This is a genomic window from Paenibacillus polymyxa, from assembly GCF_001719045.1.
GTDB classification, from domain to species: Bacteria; Bacillota; Bacilli; order Paenibacillales; family Paenibacillaceae; genus Paenibacillus; species Paenibacillus polymyxa_B.
Genome location: NZ_CP015423.1, coordinates 2,700,523 through 2,723,219 on the forward strand (window position 1 = coordinate 2,700,523; position 22,697 = coordinate 2,723,219).

The following is a 22,697-nucleotide window of genomic DNA, read 5'->3' on the forward strand; positions in this document are numbered from 1 at the left end:
CACAATTCCCTGCATACTCGCTACTCTAGCTCAATGCACCGAGGACCATTCCCCAAGCTCCTCCTTCAACACAGAATATAGCCTTGAGCTTGCCAGCCTTAGCGGATAGTCTGTTGCTTTGCAAAGAAGGCCGAAAGTCATATCGATCAGGCTGCCGCTTAATTCCCTCACCGCTACTCCTGCCGGGATAGGACTGACCAGAATTTGTGGCACAAGGGCAGTACCCAAACCGCTTTCCACATAAAATTTCAGAGCCGTCATGCTGCCAATCTCCATCGTATCTAGCGTGGTTATTCCATATTCCTTCATGACCATTTCAAGTTTGCGACGATATGGACAGGTGGCCGATGTAATAAGCAACCGATGCCCCTGTAAATCCTCTGGCCCAATGTTTTCTTTTTCCGCAAGCGGGTGACTTTCAGGTATTAAAACTACAAAATTCTCCTTAAATAAAGGTTCAAAATATAGCTCTGTGCCCACATCCGGTGTGGAACACAGCGCTAAGTCAATATCTCCCTTGAGAATACGCTCGCTTAAAGTAGGGGTATTCCCAAACTCAACAGAAACCCGAATATTCGGATAATGGGTTAAGAAGCGTTTTAAAATTTCTGGTAGTCGATAACTGGCAGTCGGTTCGGTCACTCCTATACGAATGTTACCTGTAGTCCCTCTTTGCAGATTGTCCATATTTTCATGCAATTGCTCCATATCCTTTACAATATGTAGACTTTGCTCGTAAAACATCCTGCCCGCTTCAGTTAACTTTATTTTCTTGCCCCGTTCGATCAGTTGAATTCCCATATCGGACTCCAGCTTCTGTATTTGCATCGTCACGGTAGATTGTGCATAATTCAACTCTTCCGCTGCACGCATAAAACTCCCGTAATTCACAATCATTTGAAATGTTTTGAGCGTTTTAATGTCCATTCTCAGTCTCCTATATACACAATTAATTCAATTTTATTGAATCATAAATTCAGTTAATTCAATTATACAGAACACAATACATCCTCTACAATGATACATATCAGATCATATTATTTTCAGACGCAAAATGAACTGGTTGGAGAAGGAGCGAATATCTATGGATTTACAGCAAAAAGTAGCACTGGTTACAGGTGGAGGTACAGGAATTGGGAGAGCCGCATGTATGGCCTTGGCAGATCGAAAAGCTACGGTAGTCGTAAACTATTCCCGCTCTAAAAACGATGCTGAGGAAACTGTACGTATGATCCTTGAAAAGGGTGGACGTGCTATCGCATTACAGGCAGATGTTTCCCGAGATCAGGAAGTTCGAATTATGGTTGACCAGATTGTCCAGCAATTCGGTACGATTGATATACTCGTGAATAACGCTAGCATTACACATCACATTCCTATGGATGATCTGGAGGCAGCCACGGAAGAGGTATGGGATGATCTATTTGATGTAAATGTAAAAGGCATGTTTTACTGTGCCAGAGCCGTAGCTCCTTTTATGAAGCGTAGTAAACAAGGGGCTATCGTCAATCTGGGAAGTATAGCAGGGCAAACAGGGCTAGGTTCCTCTCTTCCCTATGCGGTATCCAAAGCGGCCGTCCACGGGCTGACCAAATCTTTAGCACGAGCACTAGCACCGGATATTCGCGTCAATTGCATCGTGCCGGGAGCCGTAGCGACAAGATGGTGGGCAGGCAGGGAAGAACAAATGAAGCAACTGTTTCCTCATTTGCTCCTACAGCGCATTTCTACGCCGGAGGATATTGCCAGCATGATCTGCTCTGCTTTGGAACAGGAAGCCATGACAGGCCAGATTATTACGGTGGACAGCGGACAAACACTTTAAAGATACTGAGACTTCTGCGTAAAAAACAAGCCGCCTTCTCAGACAGAAGGCGGCTTTTGAGCTATCGTATACCGTCGTTGACTACGTTTTAGCTTAAAGATACCGCAATTCGTGTACCTTTCACGAATTTAGCAAATAAGTACCGAACAAGCGGCCCTACAATTAAGAGCTGCAGAGGGAAAGCAAAAATAAAATTCTTAAAAACTAAAGACAAGTAATTTTTAAATAATGAGTCTCCCGAAAGACCATTAAAAAAGTAAGCTGTCCCCAATCCATAAAGTGACATACAAAGAACCATTCCAATGACCATACAGCATGAAAGGGACAGAATCACAAATACCTTTTTAGATTTGTCGTATGGTAATGAGAAGGCTATTTTCTTTGCTAGTGGACCGACAATAAATAATTCCAATACGAAAGCAATGACAAAACATAAAATAAATTGAAGAAACATTACTTTTAGAGATATTGTGCCAATCAAGTCATTTGTATATAGATTATAAAATGTCATGAATACGACCATCCCCAAGCACATCATTAAACCAAAATAAAAATCTTCTTTCTTCGTTGTTGGCAATTCCATCATCCCTTCTGTGTACCTTGGTAATTATATAAATAGTCGAAACCTCCACATAAGTGAACTTTCTGTGAACTTTATAGTAAGCGCTTCCCTTTATATATATAAGAAATAGGCATCGTTCAGCTCAACGATACCTCGGAATGTTGCAGTCATATCCCTCAATGATCTGCTTCTAAATCTAAGCCAAATCTCTTCAGCTCAATAAAAACACTTTCCAGTCGCTTCCCTTTTTCCGTTAACGAATATTCAACTCGCGGTGGAACCTCGGCATATACCTTTCTTTCTAACAGACCATTATCTTCAAGTTCCTTCAGGCGTAGGGAAAGTGTTTTGGGACTAATCCCCTTCATGGACTTCTGAAGTTGGCTGAATCTCAGTGTTCCTTCGATAAGCAGGTCGCGGATGATTAAAAAAGTCCATTTCGTTCCGATCAAATCAAGTGTTTGGGCAATAGGGCACGGCTTGCCTGGTATTCCTTTGGTCAATTCAATAGGTTCTTGGGCATGCATGGGAACTCCTCCAAAAATCATCTGTTAAAACCAATGGTATCACAATAGTTCCTTTTAGGAAACTATATGAATTAAATATCACTACTTCCCTAAATAAACTTACTACATATACAATATCGCTGTAGCAAGCAAGTCATGTTTTCTCTAATACGAGGAGGTAATCCATTTGCAAAACAAAAAGATTGTCATTATTGGTGGAAGCTCAGGTATCGGTTTAGAAACAGCTAAGCAAGTCATTTCGCTTGGAGCGGAAGTGGTAATCGCCAGCCGCTCGGAGGATAAATTGCACAAGGCCAAAGAAATGCTGGGCCCTCGTGCTGCAATATATGTGCTGGACACGTCAGATGAGCAGCAGGTAAAATCTTTCTTCGAAAAAGTCGGTCCCTATGATCATCTTATCGTTAGCGCCGCAGAAACATCAGGCGGGTCATTCCTTCAGTTGGAGACGGATCAAGCCCGCAAGCTATTCGAAAACAAATTTTGGGGCCAATATTATGCAGCTAAATACGGGGCTTCCCAACTCTCAACCAAGGGTTCCATTACTTTATTTTCAGGAGTGGTGGCATACAAGCCGATGATTGGATCCTCTGCGCTCGGTGCTGTGAATGCAGCGGTTTCGAATCTTGGTCAAATCTTGGCGTTAGAACTTGCTCCCATCCGCGTGAATGTCGTCTCACCCGGCATTATTGATACACCTTCCCGCAGCAAAATGCCTGAAAATACGCGTAATCAATTCTATGATACGGTCGCGCATAAGCTTCCTGTGAAGCGAGTTGGACTTGCGGAGGATGTTGCACGAGGTGTACTTTATTTGATTCAAAATCAGTTTGTGACCGGAACCGTCCTTCATGTGGATGGCGGACACATTTTAACATAAAAGCTTCGTCTCAAATCCGTCAGTCATTTAACAAAAAAAACGGAGAACGCTCCCGCATCTTTGCTTGGGCGTTCTCCTCCTTTTCTTATCAATGAATGATTTCAAAAACTTTATCCTAATGATGAATACGACGTTTGTTTCTCAAAATGTTGCGAATCATCTTGTGATTGGGGAGCTGCCTGAACAACATATGTCCGGGATGCGGATTAGCCTCGATAATCCAGATTTGACCGCTCTTTTCAATAGCAAGATCGATGCCCAACTCGCGAACCGGATGATTTTTATCTATCGTGTCGGCAATGATTCTAGAAAGCTCGATGATCTGGTCCAGAATCTCTTTCATTTTTATTCTGTCATTTTTAAAGACCCTTAAAAGCACTTTGGACAACGGCGCCGCATGTCCTCCCTTCCGATAGTTGGTAACGACTTTTCGAGGTGCAGCGACACGACCGGTTATTCCTGAAATGACCCATTCCGATTCCGGCTTCTGCATATACACTCTGGCATCAAAAATGGAACCTCTGTACTTGGCTAACTTAAGTCCTTGCTGTACCAAATAACGACGATGAGGTCTCCGATAGGTTCTAACTGCTCTTCTTACGGCGTGGGATCTAACGACTCTGCGACTGGAGCCACAACGAACCTCATACTTCCTCCCCAGCTTTTTCGCACGTATGATGCCAGTTCCTCCACTCCCATAATTAGGCTTGATAAAGACTGTGCGATAGGTATCCAGCATCCGTAAAGTCCTTGCATTACTGATCCAGCGGGTTTCGGGCAAGTGAGAACGTAAAATGGGATGTTGTTGCATTTCCTTGTATTGAATCATCTTTCCAATGGGCACGAATATCCCTCGATTCTGTTGGGTTTTTGCACACATTACATGAATATGCATCTATATTCTATCTTGGTAACGGCGAATGCCACAGTTTGCTATGAAAGAGGCAAATCTCCTACTTTCTTTAAGGCGAATCTTCTTTGATTTCAAGAGAGAGATGGACAATGTGTTCTGCAAGACGAAGTTATTGTAAATACCTATAAAGTTGATCCTAATAATATATTAGACCAATAATAATTCTGGATATATGATGTATTAAATAATAACGTGAGGAGGAACGTTAACATGTCTATTTATGATTTTCAAGCAACCTCAATTAACGGGAAACCGATTGAATTCTCAGACTACAGAGGAAAGGTTCTCCTCATTGTAAACACAGCCAGCAAGTGTAGCTTCTCCAGTCAATTCGCGGATCTGCAGAGGCTCTACGAGAGACGGAGGGAACAAGACTTTGAAATCCTCGCGTTTCCTTGTAACCAATTCAATGAAAAAGAGCCAGGTAGCAATTCGGAGGTTCAGGGATTCTGTCAAATTAACCATGGAGTAACCTTCCCGCTCTTTGAGAAGACAGATGTAAGAGGCTCATCTCCTCATCCTTTATTTCAATATCTGACCCAACAGGCACCGTTTCAAGGCTTCGATACCCAAACCAAAGACGGTCAATGGATGGAGGATTTCCTGCGGGATAAGTATCCAGAAATATACGCTGGCGACGGTATCAAGTGGAATTTTTCTAAATTCTTGGTCGATCGCGATGGCCAGGTAAAAGGGAGATTTGAAGTAACAACGGAGCCCTCTGCCATTGATCCTGTCATCGAATCGCTATTGTAATTTTTCCGTTCACTTCTTTGGATTCTTTAAAAAAAGAGTATTAAATGACAAAAACGAATATTTGTCATTTGATACTCTTTGTGTTATCCTGACTTCAAGGAGGTGACTCACACGGTACTTGACCGTGTCCCTATGGAAAAATCCTCAGATGTGCTAACCAAGGAACAGATTCTCATTGCTACTGAAGACACACTTAGGCGTTTTGGTGTAGCCAAAACCTCCGTAACCGATGTTGCCAAAGTATTGGGAGTAAGTCATGGCACCATTTACCGACACTTTAAAAGTAAGGCCGAGCTTCTTGAAGGCGTGACCGAGAAATGGCTGAATGAAAAGATTATTGGCCCGTTAACGGAGGTCTGTCAGAATTCATCTATACTGGGAACGCCACATTTAAAACGATATATACAGACCTTGGTTGAACTCAAACAGTATTATGCTCGCGACGACGAGGAAATGTTCGAGATGTATACGAGGGTCACCGAGCAAGCCGCTGATTTAATCGACCAGCATATCGCCCACATTGTGGATCATCTCGCTGATATCATTGCACGCGGGGACATCATATCAGATCAGCCAGCCCAACTGGCGCGTACCCTTTTCTATGCCACAGCCCGTTTTCATCACCCCGCTCATGCTTACGAATGGAAGAGCCCTGTGATTAATCAGGAGTTTTCGGATGTGTGGACGCTTTTAGAAAAAGGAATCACTTAAAATAGATATGGAAAGCAGGGCTGAACACATATGAAGCATTTGGACGGAAAAACAGCAATTATCACCGGGTCCTCCAGAGGGATTGGACGTGCCATTGCCGAGCAACTGGCTGATCTAGGCGCTAATGTAGTCATCAATTATGCCAGCAGTCCGGACAAAGCCCAAGAAGTCATGGAGAGCATTATCCAAAAAGGCGGCAAAGCCATAGCACTTCACGCTGATCTGGGCAAAATGAGTGATATTGAAGCATTATTTACAAATACGATTGCTAAATTTGGTAAAGTGGATATTCTGGTTAACAACGCTGGGCTGATGATCACCCAACCTCTGGCTGAGGTAACCGAAGCTGATTTTGACAAACAATTCGCACTGAATGTAAAGGGTACTTTCTTTGCCTGTCAGCAAGCCATGAAATATATGGAGGACTACGGAAGAATCGTGAACCTGTCCACATCCGTAATCGGACAAATGTTCCCGGCATATAGCGTATACGCAGGTACCAAGGGCGCAGTGGAGCAATTTACACGTCAGCTAGCCAAGGAGTTCGGAAGCAAGCAAATTACGATCAACGCCGTGGCTCCCGGTCCTGTGAACACCGAGCTTTTCCAAGCAGGAAAAACCGAGCAGCAAATCGAAGGCATGAAAAAAATGAATGCTATGGGTCGGCTCGGCGAACCGGAAGATATCGCTGATGTGATTGAGTTCCTGGTCAGCGCCAAATCACAGTGGGTTACCGGACAGACGATCCGCGTCAATGGCGGGTTCATCTAAAAGCTGGAATACATGGAATGGAGGCTGTTTACGTTCATGATATTACACAAAGGCGAGACCTTATTTCGACAAGGAGAATCCGGTCCTTTATATCACTTAAAGAGCGGCTTGTTAAAAATTGTCCGAGTCCATGAAGACGGCTCGCAAATTTTAGTTAATGTGATTGTGCCCGATGAAATCATCCCGCACCACTCCCTGATCAGCCCCAATCCTTATTATGGTACAGCGGTGGCGTTGGTAACCTCTGAGATTGGGGTTTTGTCGCAAAAAGAATGGTATCTAAAGCTGGAGCAAGACCCAGCTCAATGTCGGGAGATCGCTTTGCAGCTACAGGACAAGTTGCGCATGATGCAGCAACGAATTGACCAGCTCACCGAGGTGTCACCTGCCGAGAAGCTTCGGAAGCTTCAACGCTGGTTCCACTCCTACATCGCACCCGCCACGTTAACGGACGTGCTGACGCAGGAGGAAATCGGCCAGTTTATAGGGCTGCGTCGGGAGACGATTAATCGGCTATTGCGTGCTTCAAGCGCTCCTTCTGCAAAAGATGATGACGATAATGCATCTCGATGAGCGAAAACCACTCTCCAGCATTCAGCGCGCCGAATCTGGGATGAGAGACGGTAGACGGCCCTGTTGATTTCCCAACGGTTGGCTCAATCTCTCTCATCTTGCGGATCACGACGTTTAATCCCTCCACAATTTCTTCTTTGCTAGTGGGTTGTTGGGGAGTGTACTGCGGGGATGGTGGAACTTGGATACGCATTGGTGGAAAGCTCCCCAGATTAAAAATGGCCGTGCCTGCCTCCGTTTTAACTCCTGTCTCCCCATTAGGCTGTAGACAAAGATCAATGTTCTTAAGATGCATATACAGTGCAGAGTTCACCAAATGAAGATACATTTGTCCAAGCGACCATTGCCCCTCCTGAGGTGTGTACTGCAGTTGCTCCAAGCTAAAGCTGTCCAATTCAAGAAGATAGTGTTGTGCCGTTTCTTCGAAACGCTGTAATGTTTCAGTTGTATTCATATATTAATCATTGCCCCTCTCTATCAAAGTAGCTTTACTATACAAAAATGCTACTGACAGCATTATGTCAGTAGCATTTCAACATTTTTTCCACTTCTGTACGTATCCGCTCCCGGAGCGACTCAGGCTCCAGCACAACCATATCCGCGCCCCATCCAAGTACCCATTGCAGTAATTCCTCCGGCTGTCTGACGCGGAAGAGTATATGTAGTCCATCTGCACGCTCCTCTATGGCCTCCATATAAAAGTTGTTCGCTTCCTTCACCTTATCTGCGATATCCGAACGTGCTAGTATGCAAACAGTTACATGACGGTCATCGGTTTGCTTGTAATCCTGCAAATGAAAATCGACAGGCAACTGAAACCTGTCCTCCAGCACGATAAGCTCGTCCATACGTGACAGACGGAAATGGCGAAGCTGCTGCCTCAATTCACATTGCCCAATTAACACCCAAGAACCACGGAGTAGGACAAGACCATAAGGAGCGACCACACGCACACTTTGACGATTCCCGTCAGCCTCTGGCATTCTTTTGGAGTAGCCAAACTGTACTTTCCGTTTTTCCAATACAGCGAGACGCAGCGTTTCCAAATAGGTTTTCTCTCTATGGTTTGCTCCTTCACCCACCGCGAGCAGTCTGATGGTCGTACGCACCCGGGAGACTTCCCTGCGAACGTTCTCCGGTAAAATGGCTTCAATCTTCCTGCGGGAAGTTTGCGCCTTGATACCGTAGTCTGTATCAAATTTTTGTTCGACAAAATCCGTTCCGATTAGCAACGCCACAGCCTCTTCTGCGGTAAAGCTCAAGGGGGGCAGGAAGTACCCCTCCATCAAGGAATATCCAATGCCCGGTGCTCCTACAATCGGTACGCCCGATTCACTTAGAGCCTGAATATCTCGATAGATGGTCCTCACACTCGTTTCGAATATGGCTGCCAAATCCTCGGCTCGTACAATATCCTTACGCTGCAACTCTAGCAAGATCGCTAGCATACGATCTGTTTTATTCATACCACGGCCCCTCTCTGGAAGGATCAAAAATGCAGAAATACAAAAAAGCAATAAGGGCAGTACAGTCACTGCGACTTATTGCTCTTTTTTCATATGGAAGTTACTCCATTACTTAAAAAATACTTTTTCGACGTTATATTTAGCCTTTTGTGAATTGATGATGTAGGTTTCATAAATTTCTCGCTCTACTGCATCTTCCACAATACAAACCTCAATAATCGCTACTTCGTTCCGCTTGTCCTTGATCGGCGATACGGTATCTTCAAAATGCTTTTTGATTCTTTGTCTCAGCTTTCTTGCTTTACCAACAAACAGCAATTCCTCCTGGGTGTTGTAGAACATAAAGATACCAGCCTTATCTCTAGGGATCAGGTGAAAGTCGGTAAATCCGTAAATATGGCTAAGCTCAGGGTTAACCTGTTTGGTAATCGTGATATCCGGAGTTGGAATTGTTATATTAATCACTATGTCACTTCCTCATTCTATATAGGTGTAAATATTATCACAAATCCTGCGGTAACACCATTTAATAATCCTTGCCCCATCACAAGACAGATCGGTAGAAATTTTATAACTTACCTACTATGCGAGTACGTCGGTTTCCGTTACAATATGTCAGTGTGATTCTGGCATCGGCAGATTGACGCGTACTTGAACATTATTGGAGGCTCCTATTTTTTTATGCAAAATGAATCTCATTCTAACGTAAAAATCATAACGGCCGATCCGAGTGCGATCGGCCTGTTTGGCTTGGCTATTGTAACGCTTGTGGCTTCATCCCAAAAGCTTGGCCTCACCGAAGGCTTAAGCTTCATCATCCCTTGGGCTATATTTCTCGGTGCTTTTGCACAGCTATTTGCTTCCATTCAGGATGCAAAACATAACAACACCTTCGGCATGACGGCATTTGGTGCTTACGCCTTCTTCTGGTTGGCTGTAGCCAGTAGCTGGATGATTAAAATGGGAGTATTCGGCTCAGAGCTGGCATCTGCTGTAGATGGCAAACAGCTCGGCTTTGCCTTTGCGGGCTATCTCATCTTTACGCTTTTCATGACCATTGGAGCGATGGAGACGCATAAGGTTTTATTCTTTATTTTTGTGTTGATTGATTTTCTGTTCCTCGGTCTTAGCTTCGATGCATTTGGCGTTGCCCCAGAGGTGTTCCATACCATCGCCGCTTATGCTGAAATGGGCATTGGTCTGCTCTCACTGTATGGTACAGGAGCTGCCGTTCTGAATGCTCATTTTGGCCGTACATTCCTGCCCGTCGGGCGTCCTTTCGGCATTTTTAAGCCACGTCCTTAGCTGTATATGTAAACCTACAAAGCCGCCTTTCGCGCCGATCCGCGTTAAGGACGGTTTTGTTTCTTTTCCATCACTCCCTCCGTATCAAAAAAATACTAAAGAGAGTCGTTTAGTGAATATAAAAGCCCACAATGATAACAATATACATAAATTGTAATCAAAGGGGTATTTGTAAAAATGACACAAGGCGAATCTCGTACCACATTTCCGCAATTTCCCGAATCATATTGGTTAGCTTCAACTGACATCCCCAACTTTCCCAAACTTAGTGAAGATATTCAGGTGGATGTTGCCATTGTAGGTGCGGGGATTACTGGTATTACCACTGCTTATTTACTTTCTAAAAAAGGACTAAACGTCGCAGTCGTCGACGCAGGGCGGATACTTCATGGAACAACGGGCCATACGACCGCCAAAATTACCGCACAACATGATTTGATCTACAGCGAGTTTCTTTCACATTTTGGCAAGGAAAAAACCCGGCTCTATTATGAAGCTAACCGCGATGCTCTTGAATTTATCAGACAAACGGTAGAAGAGTACCATATCGATTGTCAATTTACAGAAGAAGATGCCTACGTTTATACATGTGCGGATACGCATGTGGAAAAAATCAACGACGAATATAAAGCTTACAAGGAACTTGGCATCCCGGGAAGTTATATCGAACAAACGCCTCTGCCCTTTTCAACTAAAGCAGCTATTATGATGGAAAACCAAGCTCAGTTTAATCCGATTCCTTTCTTAAGGTATCTAGCCAATCAAGTCATCCGGCAAGGCGGGAAGATTTATGAGCAGACCACCGTTGTAGGTGTGGATAAGGGAACCCCCTCCATTATTAATACAAGCGACGGGCACAAAATCACCTGCAACTATGTCGTATCCTCCTCGCATTTTCCGTTCAATGATCCAAACAGTCTTTATTTTGCGCGATTGCATGCCGAGCGATCTTATGTACTAGCGGTCAAGACGGACAAAACCTATCCGGGTGGTATGTACCTAAGTGCGGAAACCCCCAAACGTTCGCTTCGCTCTGTACTAATAAACGGAGAACCGATGGTTATCGTCGGTGGGGAAGGCCACAAAACGGGACAAGGAATCTGTACTTTCCAGTACTATGAAGCTTTACAAAAGTTTGCGGAGCAAACATTTGGATTAAAGGAGATCGTTTATCGCTGGTCGGCCCAAGACTTGTATACGCTAGACAAACTCCCTTATATTGGGCAGGAACTATCTAACACTTCTAACATCCTCGTTGCTACGGGGTATAGAAAATGGGGGATGACCACAAGTGTAGCGGCGGCTTTATTAAATACGAATCTGATTACCAGAGAGGAAAGCCCGTATCAGGATCTTTTCTCCCCTTCAAGATTTCATATGGACCCTGACATTAAAACATTTGTGACTCAAAATGCGAATGTGGCTAAACATTTGATTGCTGGGAAATTGGGGATCAACTACAAAAAAGCCGAAGAACTGCAGCACGACGAAGGGGCGGTCATTCGGGTGAACGGCAAAAGAGCGGGCGCATACCGCGACCCACAAGGAGCATTACACCTAGTGGACACAACATGCACCCATATGGGTTGCGAAGTCGAGTGGAATGAGGCGGAAAGAACATGGGATTGCCCTTGTCATGGCTCACGCTTTTCATATCAAGGCGAAGTCATTGAAGGTCCGGCCAAAAAATCGCTTGGCAAGGTTGAAGGGGAATAGCACCAACCTTTGTATGCTTAAGGAGACTCAAGAGCACAGGCCTTACTGGAATAGCTCGCTGTTCTTCCAAAAGAGTCCCCCTCGTTCGGTAACCCAACCTTTTCATAGCTCTGAATAAACAAAGTTACGCTGGACAACATACCTTTGAGAATCATAAAAGAAAGGTGATCCTATGATAAGCCAACAGTCTGCATTAGCGGCGCATGAGTCCCTAGAGATCCACGAAGCGCTTAATTTTAAAACGTTATGCTTAGCTAAGTCCAAATTAATGCAGGGCTTAGTATTCGATCAAGAGCTAAAGGATTTAATGGAAAAAGATGTTCAGCAATCTATACAAGCTATTGCCGATTTGCAAGCATTGTATGTTAAAGCACCGTTTCAGGCACCTGTTCCAGAATTCCGACCAACACCAATTTTAAGTTGAGGTGAAATGATGTGACATTAAATCAGACCCAGTCCGCAAGAATGGATTATGTGGATCCAAAAAACTCATTAAATATGCCGGAAATGGCAGACATGACATTTGCGATGGACTTTCTGATTCGCGTCAAGGAAGGGGTTCGAAATACAGCCATAGCCTTGACGGAAACCGTCTCTCCAGATGCTAGAACTCTGTTGCGCACTCAATTGCATCAAGGCATCGCGTTTCATCAGGAAATCACTGATCTTATGGTACGAAAAAAATGGTTTCATCCCTATGATCTGCAAAAGCAGTATCAATTGGATCAACTATCAGCCAACAAGACGGTGGACATCAGTAAAATGAAACTGTTCCCAGACGATACCACCCGCAAAGGTATGTTTGATCGCACGCCGGACGAACATATGGGAGGAAACCAGGCATGAAAGCAGTGACCTACCAAGGTATCAAAAACGTGGTGGTTAAAGATGTTCCAGACCCGAGTATTCAAAAGGCCGACGATGCGATTGTCAGACTGACGACAACCGCTATTTGTGGTTCAGATCTGCATCTCATTCACGGAATGATTCCGAACTTACAAGAAAATTATGTAATCGGTCATGAACCGATGGGGGTTGTAGAGGAAGTCGGCAGCGGCGTAACCAACTTGAAAAAGGGAGACCGCGTAATCATTCCGTTCAACATAGCCTGCGGTGAATGCTTTTATTGTAAAAACCAATTGGAAAGCCAATGTGATCATTCTAATGAGCATGGAGAAATGGGCGGTTTTTTCGGCTATTCAGGAACAACCGGTGGATATCCGGGTGGACAAGCTGAATATTTACGTGTGCCTTTTGCCAACTTCACTCACTTCAAAATTCCGGAGAGTTGTGAACATCCTGACGAGAAGCTTTGCCTGATTGCTGATGCCATGACTACTGCATTTTGGAGCGTCGATAATGCCGGAGTGAAGAAGGGGGATACTGTCATTGTTATTGGCTGTGGGCCGGTAGGTTTGTTAGCGCAAAAGTTCGCCTGGTTCAAAGGGGCAAAACGAGTCATTGCGGCAGACTATCTGGATTATCGTCTGCAACATGCGAAGCGTACAAATCAAGTGGAGATTGTTAATGTGGAAACGCAAGAAAACGTTGGCAACTACCTGAAGGAGATGACCAAAGGAGGCGCGGACGTAGTTATTGATTGCTCCGGCATGAGCGGTAAAATGTCTCCGCTGGAATCCTTGGCTTCTGGTCTCAAACTTCACGGTGGAGCTTTAGGAGGATTGGTCATAGCCACACAAGCTGTCCGCAAAGGCGGGACCATTCAAGTTACCGGGGTATACGGCGGACGATATAACGGTTTTCCTTTGGGAGACATTTTTCAGCGAAATGTTAATTTACGTACGGGACAGGCTCCCGTTATTCACTATATGCCATATATGTATGAGCTGATTGATACGGGAAAGGTGGACCCCGGAGACGTTGTTACACACGTCATTCCGTTAAGCGACGCCAAACGTGGATACGAAATTTTCGATACCAGACAAGACAATTGCATCAAAGTGGTACTTAAACCTTAACTATATATTGGAGTATTGGAGGTAAACGTCATATGGTGTATGGCCTGCATGAAACCCTTGAAGTCCATGAACTGTCAGCGTTCAAAGCAGTATGTCTTACCAAGTCCAAAACAATGCAAGCATTAATCTCTGATCCGACTCTCAAAGCTATATTACAGCAGGATGTTGACTTATCGACCCGCCAATTACAAGAACTCGGCACCCTCTTAGATCAAGCCATTTCACAGGAGGTTAAGCCATGAATACACTGTTGGAGCATTTGACCGGACTGCATACCTTAACGGACCAAGTCATTGCAGCTGATTTTCTGAACGCGGCCAAAAGCGGTGTGAGAAATTACGCTATGGCCGTAACAGAAGCGGGAACTCCAGAAATTAAGGCAATTCTTACAAAGCAACTGGATGAAGCTATTGATACGCATGAGCAAATTTCCACATACATGATTGAACGCGGCTGGTATCACCCTTGGAACGTAAAAGAGCAGCTTTCGATGGATCTGCAAAATATCAATACTGCATTGCAAGCTCCCGTTTTGTAAAAAGAAAAAGTATGTTCTTGCTAATCTATGAAACCCACAAAGCCGCCTTTCACGCCGATTCGCGTGAAAGACGGCTTTGGGTTTATCTCATTATCTTCATTATTCGGCTTGCCAATTTGGCATCCGCTCGGCCGGGTAACGAAGGCCTGCTGCCATTCCTTTGGGGATGATTGCGTTAATAGTCTCCATTTCTTCTGCGGACAAAACAACATCAACTGCTCCTGCATTTTCCTCTAAATACGTAACCCGCTTGGTTCCCGGAATCGGTACAATTCCCTCTTGCGCAAGCAGCCATGCCAACGCCAGTTGAGAAGGTTTGACCCCTTTTTGGGCAGCAAGGTCCCTAACATGCTGCACGAGATCCAGATTTTTCTGGAAATTCTCAGGTTGAAAACGTGGCACAGAGCGACGGAAATCATCTTCAGCAAAATCATCAAACTTCTGAATTTGCCCGCTCAAAAAGCCGCGTCCAAGTGGACTGTAGGCCACAAATTCGATGCCCAGTTCCTTACACGTCGGTATAACTTCATCTTCTGCTTCCCTGCTCCATAAGGAGTATTCCGTTTGCAGGGCTGTAATCGGATGTACCTTGTGAGCGCGTCGAATGAGCCCAGGAGAAGCTTCGGACAGCCCCAAATAGCGGACTTTTCCCGCCTGAACCAGGTCACTCATCGCACCCACCGTTTCCTCGATAGGTACATTCGGATCGACACGGTGCTGGTAGTACAAATCAATCACATCTACTCCCAGTCTTTGCAAGCTGCGGTCGCATGCCTCTTTTACGTATTCGGGACGGCCGCTTACCCCCATAAATGCGCCATCTTCCCCACGCATAATAGAAAATTTAGTAGCTAACACCACTTCGTCACGGCGGCTCCGTAAAACTTGGCTAATCAGTTTTTCATTTTTCCCCACACCGTAGACATCGGCAGTATCCCAGAAGTTTATCCCTAGCTCCAGCGCACGATGAAGCGTTTTGATCGACTCCTGATCATTCAACTCACCGTAATATTCGGACATTCCCATGCAGCCCAGACCCAGTGCAGATACTTGAAGGTCGCTGTTACCCAGTTGTTTCTTTTTCAATTTGTATCACTCCTCAATTGTTAGAATAGTCATCGCATTTCCTAATCACTACGTCACATTCCGTATGTTACTACTTAAAGTTAACTTGAAGTCAAGCGTTGTCTGGTTTTGAAAGGGGAATTATTATGTATGAACAGAAGCGCTTCAGTAGCTTCTGGACGGTAGGGGAATTCATTTACAAAGCTAAGGCTTCTTCCGTAATCTTTTTGATATCAATGGATGAGGGCGTTTCTTCCTTGACCATATCGGGCAGGATATTTTCCAAAAAATAATTAACGCAGTGTAATTGAATATTCTTGATTTTCACAAGTGCATTACGGTACATGACTATAAATTCCTTTTCAGTATTTCCCCGCTGAAGCTCAGCAAATGCCTCGTACACCTGATCCATTTTGTCCGCAACTTCAAGGATTAAACCTTCTACAGAATCATCTTTACCCTCCCTTAGCTGTTTGCGAAAAATGGCTTTAAAATCCTCGGGAATATTCTCTTCAATAAAATACTCAACCATACCTTCTTCGACCTGCTGGATTAATAGCCGTAGTTCCTTAGAGGAATGCTTAACTGGCGTTTTGATGTCTCCAATAAAAATCTCCCCGTAATCGTGACTGCTCGTAATCTCGTATAGCTTTTTCCAGTCAATACTGACACCATTTCTTTCTTCAATATCAGCCAGCGTTTTGGCATATTGCACCACTTTCCAGGAATGAGCCGATACGCTGTGTTCCTCAAATTTAAACTTACCCGGACAACGGATGATTCTTTCCAGTTCATTTAGCGACCGAAAATACGTGTGAATTCCCATCATTGCATCCATCCTTTAAAATATATGAGATAATCAATATAAACCCACTATAAACCTCAACTATTAACAGTAGATTATCGCAATATCAAGTTGAGTCCACCATGTAGCACATACACAATTTTTGCTATACACTTTATAAAAGAGGAGTTTGCAAAATCCAATAAGCGACTGGAATCGAATTTTCCAAAAGCCAAAAAAAGTAAAAAGTGGTGAAATCGTTGTTCAAAATCTTACTAATTGAAGATGATGAAACTTTGTTCCATGAAATGAAGGATCGGTTAACTCAATGGAACTATGATGTGCATGGCATCCATGACTTTAATAAAGTCATTCAGGAATTCACAACGATAAAGCCTGATCTGGTCGTGATAGATATTCAATTGCCGAAATTTGATGGGTTTCATTGGTGTCGAATGATTCGATCCCACTCTAACGTCCCCATCCTTTTCTTATCGTCACGGGATCATCCTACGGATATGGTGATGTCGATGCAGCTTGGAGCGGATGATTTTATCCAAAAACCGTTTCATTTTGATGTACTCATTGCAAAATTACAGGCGACACTCCGCCGCGTATATAATTACAATACAGAACCCGTCTCCCTGAAAACATGGTGTGGAGCGACGGTCGATTATGAAAAAAATGTAGTAGCCAATGAGGCTGGCTCCATCGAATTAACCAAGAACGAGATTTTTATTTTGAAGTTGCTAATCGAACAAAAAAATAAAATTGTCGCACGAGAGGAATTAATTAAAAGCCTCTGGGATGATGAACGTTTTGTCAGCGACAATACCCTGACCGTCAACTTGAACCGCCTGCGTAAAAAATTAGACGAGCTGGATTTGGGCCGTTTCATTGAAACGAAAGTCGGGCAAGGCTACATGGCTACAGAAGAGGCACCTTCCTATGATTAAAAAATATCTTATAGAGAGGCGGAGCTGGATTCTACTGTTTGTATGCCAGCAATTTCTGATCCTGTTCATTGCTTATGTGGATGCAGCAATTCCGTTAATGCCCATCCTTTATATCGTCTTCTTATCCATGATGATTTTCTTGGTTTTTTTAATCATTCGCTATCCCAAGGAAACCAAATTCTATACAACACTAGAAGAATGGAGGAGCCCTCTTGAACTAACGGGTATAGGCGAACCGGAGAGTCCGTTTGAGCAAATCATTGAACAAAAAATCACTGACCAGACCGAACGGTTACAACAGATCATCTCGCAAAATCAATTGACACTTGAACATGAAAAAGATGAACTATTATCCTGGATTCATGAGGTAAAAACGCCTTTGACCACCATGCATTTGATGATTGAGCGGTTGGACGATAAGCCCCTAAAAGCTCAGTTAACCTATGAATGGCTACGAATCCACTTACTGCTGGATCAGCAGCTCCATCACAAACGCATATCCTTTATTGAAAATGATCTGTATGTCGAGCAAGTGAATTTAAAATCTCTGGTTTTTAATGAAATCAAAGCATTACAGTCATGGTGCATCCAAAAAGGGATCGGTTTTGACATCCAATTGGAGCACATGGAAGTGCTGAGTGATGCCAAATGGCTGGCCTTTATCATCAGACAGCTCTTAACCAATGCCATCAAATATAGCGATGCCAGTGATATTATCATTCACAGCTATGAACAGAGGGATCGAATACAACTTGAAGTTCAAGACTTTGGGCGCGGTATTGATCCGAAGGATATACCCCGTATTTTCGAGAAAGGTTTTACCTCCACAACCCAACATTCTGATCATACTTCAACGGGCATGGGGTTATATTTAACGAAAAAGGCAGCCCAGTCCTTGCTCATACATATAGATGTGCACTCCAAACCGAACGTGGGTACTACCTTCACTTTAATTTTCCCCAAACGAAATGATTTCGTGAGTATGGTAAGCATGTGACAGAGATGTCACATGCTTTTATGTATTGTTCGCCCAATCAAAGGAAAAACATCGGCTCTATTTTTATAATAAGGCTACAAGAACAATAAGGAGTGCATCGAAGTGAATATTTTAGAAGCCCATAAAATTCATAAAAGCTACGGTAATAAGTTAAATATGCAGGAGGTTTTGAAGGGAATAGATATCGTCATTGAAGAAGGGGAATTTGTCAGTATTATGGGAGCCTCCGGCTCAGGTAAAACCACACTGCTGAATGTTCTTTCCTCTATTGATAAAGTGAGCCAAGGTTCCATTAAAATCAATGATATCGAAATGACGAAAATGAAAGAAAAGCAACTGGCTGAATTTCGCAAACAGCATTTAGGCTTTATTTTTCAAGAGTATAATCTGCTGGATACGCTAACCGTGAAGGAGAACATTCTCTTACCCTTATCCATCACCAAAACGCCTAAAAAAGAAGCCAACCAAAAATTTCAGGAAGTAGCTACAGAACTGGGAATTTATGAGCTCAAGGACAAATACCCCAATGAAATCTCGGGTGGACAGAAACAGCGTACATCTGCGGCCAGAGCATTTATTCATGAGCCCAGTATTATTTTTGCCGATGAACCTACGGGTGCGCTGGATTCCAAGTCTGCTTCCGATTTATTAAATAAGCTGGGCCAGTTGAACCAAAAACGCAAGGCGACCATTATTATGGTCACGCATGATCCTGTCGCAGCCAGCCATTGCAGTCGGGTCATTTTTATTAAGGATGGGCAGATGTATACGCAGCTTCATAAAGGCGAGCAGGAAAGACAAAGCTTCTTCCAGGATATCATGAAAACCCAAGGGGTCTTAGGCGGGGTCCAATATGAACATTAATCTGCTCATTCTAAAGAATTTGAAAAAAAATCTAAAGAATTATTACCTGTATGTTTTTGCTCTCATTTTTAGTGTTGCGCTCTATTTCGCTTTCGTCACATTACAATACGATCCTTCCATGGACGAAGTGAAGGGTTCTGTTAAAGGGGCAGCTTCCATACGGGCAGCTTCCGTTTTACTGGTCGCCATTGTCTGTATCTTCCTTTTATATGCTAATAATATCTTTATAAAAAGACGCAGCAAAGAAATTGGCCTATTTCAATTGATCGGAATGACCAAAAACAAAATTTTTCGCATCCTGAGTGCTGAAAACTTAATTCTATACTTCAGTTCCCTGTTTATTGGAATCGGAGTTGGATTTTCCTTTTCCAAATTAGTGATCATGATCTTATTTAAGACGACAGGCGTCGAAGCCATTGCCACTCTATATTTCTCTAACCAAGCACTGATTCAAACACTCATCGTTTTTTGTATCATCTACCTGTTGATCATGCTCATGAATTATTCCTTTATCAAGAGACAAAGTATTTTATCTTTGTTCAGAGTGAACTCAACCACCGAAGGGAAAATCAAGAAAATAACGATCTATGAGATGATCATCGGGATCATTGGCATCTCTCTCATCGCTTTAGGTTACTATGTTTCCTCCAAATTATTTGGCGGAGACTTTACATCCATGAATGAATTGTTTATGGCTATGGTGTTTATTTTGGGCACTGTCATCATCGGAACACTACTTTTTTATAAAGGATCTATCCGCTTTATTTCCAATATCATCAGAAAAAGTAAAGGCGGCTATTTGAACATTAATGAGGTGCTATCTCTCTCATCCATTATGTTCCGCATGAAATCCAATGCTTTGTTGTTGACCATTATTACAACAGTATCGGCACTTGCCATCGGTTTACTTTCCTTAAGCTATATCGCCTATTATTCTGCGGATCAATCAGCTGAGGACAATGTACCTTCCCATTTTGCAATGACGAATGAACCGGATGCTGAGAAATTCAAAACGTTACTTCAGGAGCATGACATAAAGTATCGTGAGAAGCAAATTGAAGTTATTCAAGTCAGTGTGGACACAGCGCAAATCATGGAGACTCCTCTGGAAGGGTTAAATATCGGTGCGAATTCCATGACGTTGCCTGTCATAAGCGATCAATCTGTGGAGGGTACGGATGTATCTCCAGGTCAAGCAATTTTAATGGGCTATAATGATTTGTTACAGAAATTTATGTCCTTGAAAAACTTTGGTCCATTGGATTTGAAGGGAAAAAAAGAAGTCATACATCAACAATATTTGGGTCTAAAAAAGGAGTATGTGATTCCCTACTATTTTACAGCCGGGGGACTACCCACTGCCATTGTAGACGAAACCATATTTGAGCGGTTAAAGAAAGATATAAATCCTGAGATTCAAAAGAAATCATCCTTATATATTGGAATTGATATGATAAATGCAGAACAGATTGAAGAAGCGAATCGTCTCTTTGCAGCTGCGGATTTTAATGATCAACAAACATCACGCCTTGAAATGAGCAGCAATCAGAAGCGGAACATGGGAGTGATCATGTTTGTAGTTGGATTTTTAGGACTCACCTTTCTCATTACATCAGGCTGTATCCTTTATTTTAAGCAAATGGATGAGAGCGAAGACGAAAAAGCCAATTACACCGTGTTAAGAAAGTTAGGGTTCACTCAAAGTGACCTGCTTAGAGGCATTAAAATAAAACAACTCTTTAACTTCGGCATCCCATTAGTGATTGGCCTTTCACATAGCTATTTCGCCGTCCAATCCGGCTGGTTCTTGTTTGGAACTGAAATTTGGATGCCTATGATCATCGTTATGGTGCTGTACACCGCCTTATATTCCATTTTTGGGATACTATCCATCCTGTATTATAAAAAGGTCATTAAATCAGCATTGTAATTGGTAAAAAGCAAAAAAGTCCCAGGCGAAAGTGCTGGGGCTTTTTCAAATATTTGAGCATTTTCGTTCCTACATGTACAATAAAATAACTATCAGTCGTAACCCCAAAGGTGGAGAGCTTATTTTATTATTAATCATCAATGGCATCGGCATCTTAGCCAATATCATACTCGGTTCCTCTGTAGGCGTGGCTATTATCGTAGGAATCGTCTTTTTCCTGATTGGCCTGCCTGAGTTTAAAAAATCGCCGAGACTTACGAAAGAGGCTAAAAAAGATATCACCTATATTATGTCAACCCTATTAACTCTTCTTATATTCGTAGTTATCGTTTCTTGGAACCTCCATACTTCAGGTGACCTGTTTCTTGAAGGTCCGCTAACACCGCAAATGAAGTTTCACTGGGGACAAAAGGTGTTGATGCTAGGATTACTGGAGGGTTTATGGGCTGTCATCAGCCTAAAATGGCTGTTGCCCATCTTTTTTGATCCGCTGGATCTCAGTAAGAAGCAAATCCTTGTTTTAGTGAACGGGATCGTATTTAGTGTGGGTTCAGGTATTTATGCCATGCTTGAAGCAAGTTAAAAATGCTTAACGCAAAGGTTCAAAACCCTCTGCTTGCTTCAGAATTCGCTCAATTTCCACGCATGTCTCCGGTTGTAGCGTCACTTCGACTGCTTTCACATTTTCTTCAATTTGTGCCGGTTTAGTAGCCCCAATGAGTGCAGCGCTGATACCCGGTTCTCTCAGAATCCAGGCAAGCGCGAGCTGTGACAGGGTGATATCCAGATCCTTCGCCAGCTTATCCAGATCCTGAACACAGTTTAGAACGGTATCGTTCATGTAACTGCTGATGACATTATTGACAGAGGCATCAGCCCCGCGGCTACCCGTCGGTAAAGGCTGTCCCGGCTTGTATTTACCCGTGAGGATACCTTGGGCCAGAGGCGAAAATACAATTTGGCCGATACCTACCTGCCCGGATACGGGAAGTACCTCATGTTCGATATAACGTTCGAACATATTATAGATCGGCTGATTGGCAATCAGCGGGCGCAAATTCAGCCTTTTTCCAATCCCATAGGCATCCGTGAGCTGGGCAGCACTCCATTCACTGACAGCAGCGTACAGAATCTTACCCTGAGCCTGAAGGTCATCGAGCGCTCGCAGCGTCTCTTCCAAAGGAGTATCCGAATCATAACGATGACAGAAGTACATGTCGATATAATCCGTACCAAGACGCTTCAGACTCGCTTCACATTGCTCCATAATGTGCTTGCGTGACAGTCCCCTGTCATTGGGACCGGAGTCCATAGGGAAGTACACCTTGGTAGATAACACATAGCTCTCTCTTCGATAAGGCTTCAGGGCAGCTCCCATAGCCTTCTCGCCTTCTCCCCGGTTATACGCGTTCGCGGTATCAAAGAAATTAATCCCAAGTTCAAACGCTTTGGCAATACAGGTATGAGCTGCTTCCTTCTCGGCGGCTGTACCGTACGTCAACCAGCTCCCTAGACCGATTTCACTAATTTTAAGACCACTGTTGCCTACATTTCTATATTTCATATCTACTCCTTCTTTCAT

Annotated in this window: 28 protein-coding genes; 18 read left to right on the plus strand and 10 right to left on the minus strand. The window is 43.5% G+C overall.

Annotation, left to right across the window (positions count from 1 at the left end):
• Positions 1-30: 30 nt before the first annotated feature.
• Entirely contained in the window at positions 31-927 is an 897-nt protein-coding gene (locus AOU00_RS12015; protein WP_069290694.1) for a LysR family transcriptional regulator, read from the minus strand.
• A gap of 157 nt (positions 928-1,084) precedes the next feature.
• On the opposite strand from AOU00_RS12015, the gene AOU00_RS12020 reads away from it, so the two are divergent.
• The gene (locus tag AOU00_RS12020; RefSeq protein WP_069290695.1) at positions 1,085-1,825 is read left to right on the plus strand and encodes an SDR family NAD(P)-dependent oxidoreductase; all 741 of its coding nucleotides are present in this window, start codon (positions 1,085-1,087) and stop codon (positions 1,823-1,825) included.
• Positions 1,826-1,913: 88 nt separating this feature from the next.
• Here AOU00_RS12020 and AOU00_RS12025 read toward each other — a convergent pair whose 3' ends face one another.
• Both AOU00_RS12025 and AOU00_RS12030 read right to left on the minus strand, forming a co-directional pair.
• Positions 1,914-2,402 (minus strand): DUF2798 domain-containing protein, encoded by a 489-nt coding sequence (locus tag AOU00_RS12025; protein ID WP_069292039.1) that lies wholly within the window; start codon positions 2,400-2,402, stop codon positions 1,914-1,916.
• Between the two features lie 161 nt (positions 2,403-2,563).
• A complete protein-coding gene (locus tag AOU00_RS12030; RefSeq protein ID WP_069290696.1) occupies positions 2,564-2,914 on the minus strand; it encodes a winged helix-turn-helix transcriptional regulator in 351 nt (116 codons plus the stop codon).
• A gap of 166 nt (positions 2,915-3,080) precedes the next feature.
• On the opposite strand from AOU00_RS12030, the gene AOU00_RS12035 reads away from it, so the two are divergent.
• Positions 3,081-3,791 (plus strand): SDR family oxidoreductase, encoded by a 711-nt coding sequence (locus AOU00_RS12035; protein ID WP_069290697.1) that lies wholly within the window; start codon positions 3,081-3,083, stop codon positions 3,789-3,791.
• 115 nt (positions 3,792-3,906) lie between these two features.
• Here AOU00_RS12035 and AOU00_RS12040 read toward each other — a convergent pair whose 3' ends face one another.
• A complete protein-coding gene (locus AOU00_RS12040) occupies positions 3,907-4,686 on the minus strand; it encodes a YheC/YheD family protein (protein WP_069290698.1) in 780 nt (259 codons plus the stop codon).
• A gap of 228 nt (positions 4,687-4,914) precedes the next feature.
• Between AOU00_RS12040 and AOU00_RS12045 the strand changes: the two genes are divergently transcribed.
• From AOU00_RS12045 to AOU00_RS12060, 4 genes are all read left to right on the plus strand, one after another.
• On the plus strand, positions 4,915-5,460 hold the full coding sequence (locus tag AOU00_RS12045; RefSeq protein ID WP_069290699.1) for a glutathione peroxidase: 546 nt from the start codon (positions 4,915-4,917) through the stop codon (positions 5,458-5,460).
• 132 nt (positions 5,461-5,592) lie between these two features.
• Positions 5,593-6,171, plus strand: a complete 579-nt coding sequence (locus AOU00_RS12050) for a TetR/AcrR family transcriptional regulator (RefSeq protein WP_061829804.1) — start codon at positions 5,593-5,595, stop codon at positions 6,169-6,171.
• A gap of 30 nt (positions 6,172-6,201) precedes the next feature.
• Positions 6,202-6,942, plus strand: coding sequence for an SDR family oxidoreductase (locus AOU00_RS12055; RefSeq protein ID WP_069290700.1), 741 nt, complete (start codon positions 6,202-6,204; stop codon positions 6,940-6,942).
• A 36-nt stretch (positions 6,943-6,978) separates the two neighbouring features.
• Complete coding sequence (locus tag AOU00_RS12060) at positions 6,979-7,515, plus strand: Crp/Fnr family transcriptional regulator (RefSeq protein ID WP_069290701.1); 537 nt, start codon at positions 6,979-6,981, stop codon at positions 7,513-7,515.
• Here AOU00_RS12060 and AOU00_RS25815 read toward each other — a convergent pair.
• From AOU00_RS25815 to AOU00_RS12070, 3 genes are all read right to left on the minus strand, one after another.
• Positions 7,448-7,969: a DinB family protein gene (locus AOU00_RS25815; protein WP_081330704.1), complete on the minus strand. Its 522-nt coding sequence runs from the start codon at positions 7,967-7,969 to the stop codon at positions 7,448-7,450. The genes AOU00_RS12060 and AOU00_RS25815 overlap by 68 nt on opposite strands.
• A gap of 67 nt (positions 7,970-8,036) precedes the next feature.
• Complete coding sequence (locus AOU00_RS12065) at positions 8,037-8,981, minus strand: helix-turn-helix transcriptional regulator (RefSeq protein ID WP_069290702.1); 945 nt, start codon at positions 8,979-8,981, stop codon at positions 8,037-8,039.
• 108 nt (positions 8,982-9,089) lie between these two features.
• Positions 9,090-9,446: a nucleotide excision repair endonuclease gene (locus tag AOU00_RS12070; RefSeq protein WP_023991017.1), complete on the minus strand. Its 357-nt coding sequence runs from the start codon at positions 9,444-9,446 to the stop codon at positions 9,090-9,092.
• Positions 9,447-9,662: 216 nt separating this feature from the next.
• Here AOU00_RS12070 and AOU00_RS12075 point away from each other — a divergent pair, with 216 nt between their 5' ends.
• From AOU00_RS12075 to AOU00_RS12105, 7 genes are all read left to right on the plus strand, one after another.
• A complete protein-coding gene (locus AOU00_RS12075) occupies positions 9,663-10,286 on the plus strand; it encodes an acetate uptake transporter (RefSeq protein ID WP_069290703.1) in 624 nt (207 codons plus the stop codon).
• A gap of 177 nt (positions 10,287-10,463) precedes the next feature.
• Positions 10,464-12,002 (plus strand): FAD-dependent oxidoreductase, encoded by a 1,539-nt coding sequence (locus AOU00_RS12080; protein ID WP_069290704.1) that lies wholly within the window; start codon positions 10,464-10,466, stop codon positions 12,000-12,002.
• A gap of 172 nt (positions 12,003-12,174) precedes the next feature.
• Positions 12,175-12,426 carry a spore gernimation protein GerQ gene (locus AOU00_RS12085; RefSeq protein ID WP_069290705.1) on the plus strand — a complete coding sequence of 84 codons (252 nt, stop codon included), beginning with the start codon at positions 12,175-12,177 and terminating at the stop codon, positions 12,424-12,426.
• A 41-nt stretch (positions 12,427-12,467) separates the two neighbouring features.
• Positions 12,468-12,848, plus strand: a complete 381-nt coding sequence (locus AOU00_RS12090; RefSeq protein ID WP_061829827.1) for a spore coat protein — start codon at positions 12,468-12,470, stop codon at positions 12,846-12,848.
• Complete coding sequence (locus AOU00_RS12095; RefSeq protein WP_061829796.1) at positions 12,845-13,981, plus strand: zinc-dependent alcohol dehydrogenase; 1,137 nt, start codon at positions 12,845-12,847, stop codon at positions 13,979-13,981. Before AOU00_RS12090 ends, AOU00_RS12095 begins: the two co-directional genes overlap by 4 nt.
• A 32-nt stretch (positions 13,982-14,013) precedes the next feature.
• Positions 14,014-14,223, plus strand: coding sequence for a hypothetical protein (locus AOU00_RS12100; RefSeq protein ID WP_061829795.1), 210 nt, complete (start codon positions 14,014-14,016; stop codon positions 14,221-14,223).
• Positions 14,220-14,519 carry a spore coat protein gene (locus AOU00_RS12105; protein WP_025719163.1) on the plus strand — a complete coding sequence of 100 codons (300 nt, stop codon included), beginning with the start codon at positions 14,220-14,222 and terminating at the stop codon, positions 14,517-14,519. Before AOU00_RS12100 ends, AOU00_RS12105 begins: the two co-directional genes overlap by 4 nt.
• 99 nt (positions 14,520-14,618) lie before the next feature.
• Here the strand turns inward: AOU00_RS12105 and AOU00_RS12110 are convergent, their stop codons facing one another.
• Together AOU00_RS12110 and AOU00_RS12115 are read right to left on the minus strand one after the other, a co-directional pair.
• Positions 14,619-15,605 (minus strand): aldo/keto reductase, encoded by a 987-nt coding sequence (locus AOU00_RS12110; protein WP_069290706.1) that lies wholly within the window; start codon positions 15,603-15,605, stop codon positions 14,619-14,621.
• Positions 15,606-15,780: 175 nt separating this feature from the next.
• Entirely contained in the window at positions 15,781-16,410 is a 630-nt protein-coding gene (locus AOU00_RS12115; protein ID WP_069290707.1) for a YfbR-like 5'-deoxynucleotidase, read from the minus strand.
• 218 nt (positions 16,411-16,628) lie between these two features.
• On the opposite strand from AOU00_RS12115, the gene AOU00_RS12120 reads away from it, so the two are divergent.
• From AOU00_RS12120 to AOU00_RS12140, 5 genes are all read left to right on the plus strand, one after another.
• Positions 16,629-17,324 (plus strand): response regulator transcription factor, encoded by a 696-nt coding sequence (locus AOU00_RS12120; RefSeq protein WP_069290708.1) that lies wholly within the window; start codon positions 16,629-16,631, stop codon positions 17,322-17,324.
• The gene (locus AOU00_RS12125) at positions 17,317-18,321 is read left to right on the plus strand and encodes a sensor histidine kinase (protein ID WP_069290709.1); all 1,005 of its coding nucleotides are present in this window, start codon (positions 17,317-17,319) and stop codon (positions 18,319-18,321) included. Before AOU00_RS12120 ends, AOU00_RS12125 begins: the two co-directional genes overlap by 8 nt.
• 102 nt (positions 18,322-18,423) lie before the next feature.
• Positions 18,424-19,185 carry an ABC transporter ATP-binding protein gene (locus tag AOU00_RS12130; protein ID WP_061829789.1) on the plus strand — a complete coding sequence of 254 codons (762 nt, stop codon included), beginning with the start codon at positions 18,424-18,426 and terminating at the stop codon, positions 19,183-19,185.
• A complete protein-coding gene (locus AOU00_RS12135) occupies positions 19,175-21,115 on the plus strand; it encodes an ABC transporter permease (protein ID WP_069290710.1) in 1,941 nt (646 codons plus the stop codon). Before AOU00_RS12130 ends, AOU00_RS12135 begins: the two co-directional genes overlap by 11 nt.
• Positions 21,116-21,188: 73 nt before the next feature.
• Positions 21,189-21,698: a hypothetical protein gene (locus tag AOU00_RS12140; RefSeq protein ID WP_237166363.1), complete on the plus strand. Its 510-nt coding sequence runs from the start codon at positions 21,189-21,191 to the stop codon at positions 21,696-21,698.
• Between the two features lie 6 nt (positions 21,699-21,704).
• On the opposite strand, the gene AOU00_RS12145 is transcribed toward AOU00_RS12140, so the two are convergent.
• Complete coding sequence (locus tag AOU00_RS12145) at positions 21,705-22,679, minus strand: aldo/keto reductase family protein (RefSeq protein WP_069290711.1); 975 nt, start codon at positions 22,677-22,679, stop codon at positions 21,705-21,707.
• Between the last annotated feature and the right edge of the window lie 18 nt (positions 22,680-22,697).

What these genes read in the sequence shown, in the direction of transcription:
- AOU00_RS12055 (WP_069290700.1), top strand. Translation starts at nt 6,202, where the DNA reads ATGAAGCATTTGGACGGAAAAACAGCAATTATCACCGGGTCCTCCAGA.
- AOU00_RS12135 (WP_069290710.1), top strand. Translation starts at nt 19,175, where the DNA reads ATGAACATTAATCTGCTCATTCTAAAGAATTTGAAAAAAAATCTAAAG.
- AOU00_RS12080 (WP_069290704.1), top strand. Translation starts at nt 10,464, where the DNA reads ATGACACAAGGCGAATCTCGTACCACATTTCCGCAATTTCCCGAATCA.
- AOU00_RS12040 (WP_069290698.1), bottom strand. Translation starts at nt 4,686, where the DNA reads ATGCATATTCATGTAATGTGTGCAAAAACCCAACAGAATCGAGGGATA.
- AOU00_RS12100 (WP_061829795.1), top strand. Translation starts at nt 14,014, where the DNA reads ATGGTGTATGGCCTGCATGAAACCCTTGAAGTCCATGAACTGTCAGCG.
- AOU00_RS12075 (WP_069290703.1), top strand. Translation starts at nt 9,663, where the DNA reads ATGCAAAATGAATCTCATTCTAACGTAAAAATCATAACGGCCGATCCG.
- AOU00_RS12020 (WP_069290695.1), top strand. Translation starts at nt 1,085, where the DNA reads ATGGATTTACAGCAAAAAGTAGCACTGGTTACAGGTGGAGGTACAGGA.
- AOU00_RS12015 (WP_069290694.1), bottom strand. Translation starts at nt 927, where the DNA reads ATGGACATTAAAACGCTCAAAACATTTCAAATGATTGTGAATTACGGG.
- AOU00_RS12045 (WP_069290699.1), top strand. Translation starts at nt 4,915, where the DNA reads ATGTCTATTTATGATTTTCAAGCAACCTCAATTAACGGGAAACCGATT.
- AOU00_RS12060 (WP_069290701.1), top strand. Translation starts at nt 6,979, where the DNA reads ATGATATTACACAAAGGCGAGACCTTATTTCGACAAGGAGAATCCGGT.
- AOU00_RS12065 (WP_069290702.1), bottom strand. Translation starts at nt 8,981, where the DNA reads ATGAATAAAACAGATCGTATGCTAGCGATCTTGCTAGAGTTGCAGCGT.
- AOU00_RS12090 (WP_061829827.1), top strand. Translation starts at nt 12,468, where the DNA reads ATGGATTATGTGGATCCAAAAAACTCATTAAATATGCCGGAAATGGCA.
- AOU00_RS12050 (WP_061829804.1), top strand. Translation starts at nt 5,593, where the DNA reads ATGGAAAAATCCTCAGATGTGCTAACCAAGGAACAGATTCTCATTGCT.
- AOU00_RS12140 (WP_237166363.1), top strand. Translation starts at nt 21,189, where the DNA reads ATGTACAATAAAATAACTATCAGTCGTAACCCCAAAGGTGGAGAGCTT.
- AOU00_RS12115 (WP_069290707.1), bottom strand. Translation starts at nt 16,410, where the DNA reads ATGGGAATTCACACGTATTTTCGGTCGCTAAATGAACTGGAAAGAATC.
- AOU00_RS12030 (WP_069290696.1), bottom strand. Translation starts at nt 2,914, where the DNA reads ATGCATGCCCAAGAACCTATTGAATTGACCAAAGGAATACCAGGCAAG.
- AOU00_RS12145 (WP_069290711.1), bottom strand. Translation starts at nt 22,679, where the DNA reads ATGAAATATAGAAATGTAGGCAACAGTGGTCTTAAAATTAGTGAAATC.
- AOU00_RS12125 (WP_069290709.1), top strand. Translation starts at nt 17,317, where the DNA reads ATGATTAAAAAATATCTTATAGAGAGGCGGAGCTGGATTCTACTGTTT.
- AOU00_RS25815 (WP_081330704.1), bottom strand. Translation starts at nt 7,969, where the DNA reads ATGAATACAACTGAAACATTACAGCGTTTCGAAGAAACGGCACAACAC.
- AOU00_RS12085 (WP_069290705.1), top strand. Translation starts at nt 12,175, where the DNA reads ATGATAAGCCAACAGTCTGCATTAGCGGCGCATGAGTCCCTAGAGATC.
- AOU00_RS12105 (WP_025719163.1), top strand. Translation starts at nt 14,220, where the DNA reads ATGAATACACTGTTGGAGCATTTGACCGGACTGCATACCTTAACGGAC.
- AOU00_RS12095 (WP_061829796.1), top strand. Translation starts at nt 12,845, where the DNA reads ATGAAAGCAGTGACCTACCAAGGTATCAAAAACGTGGTGGTTAAAGAT.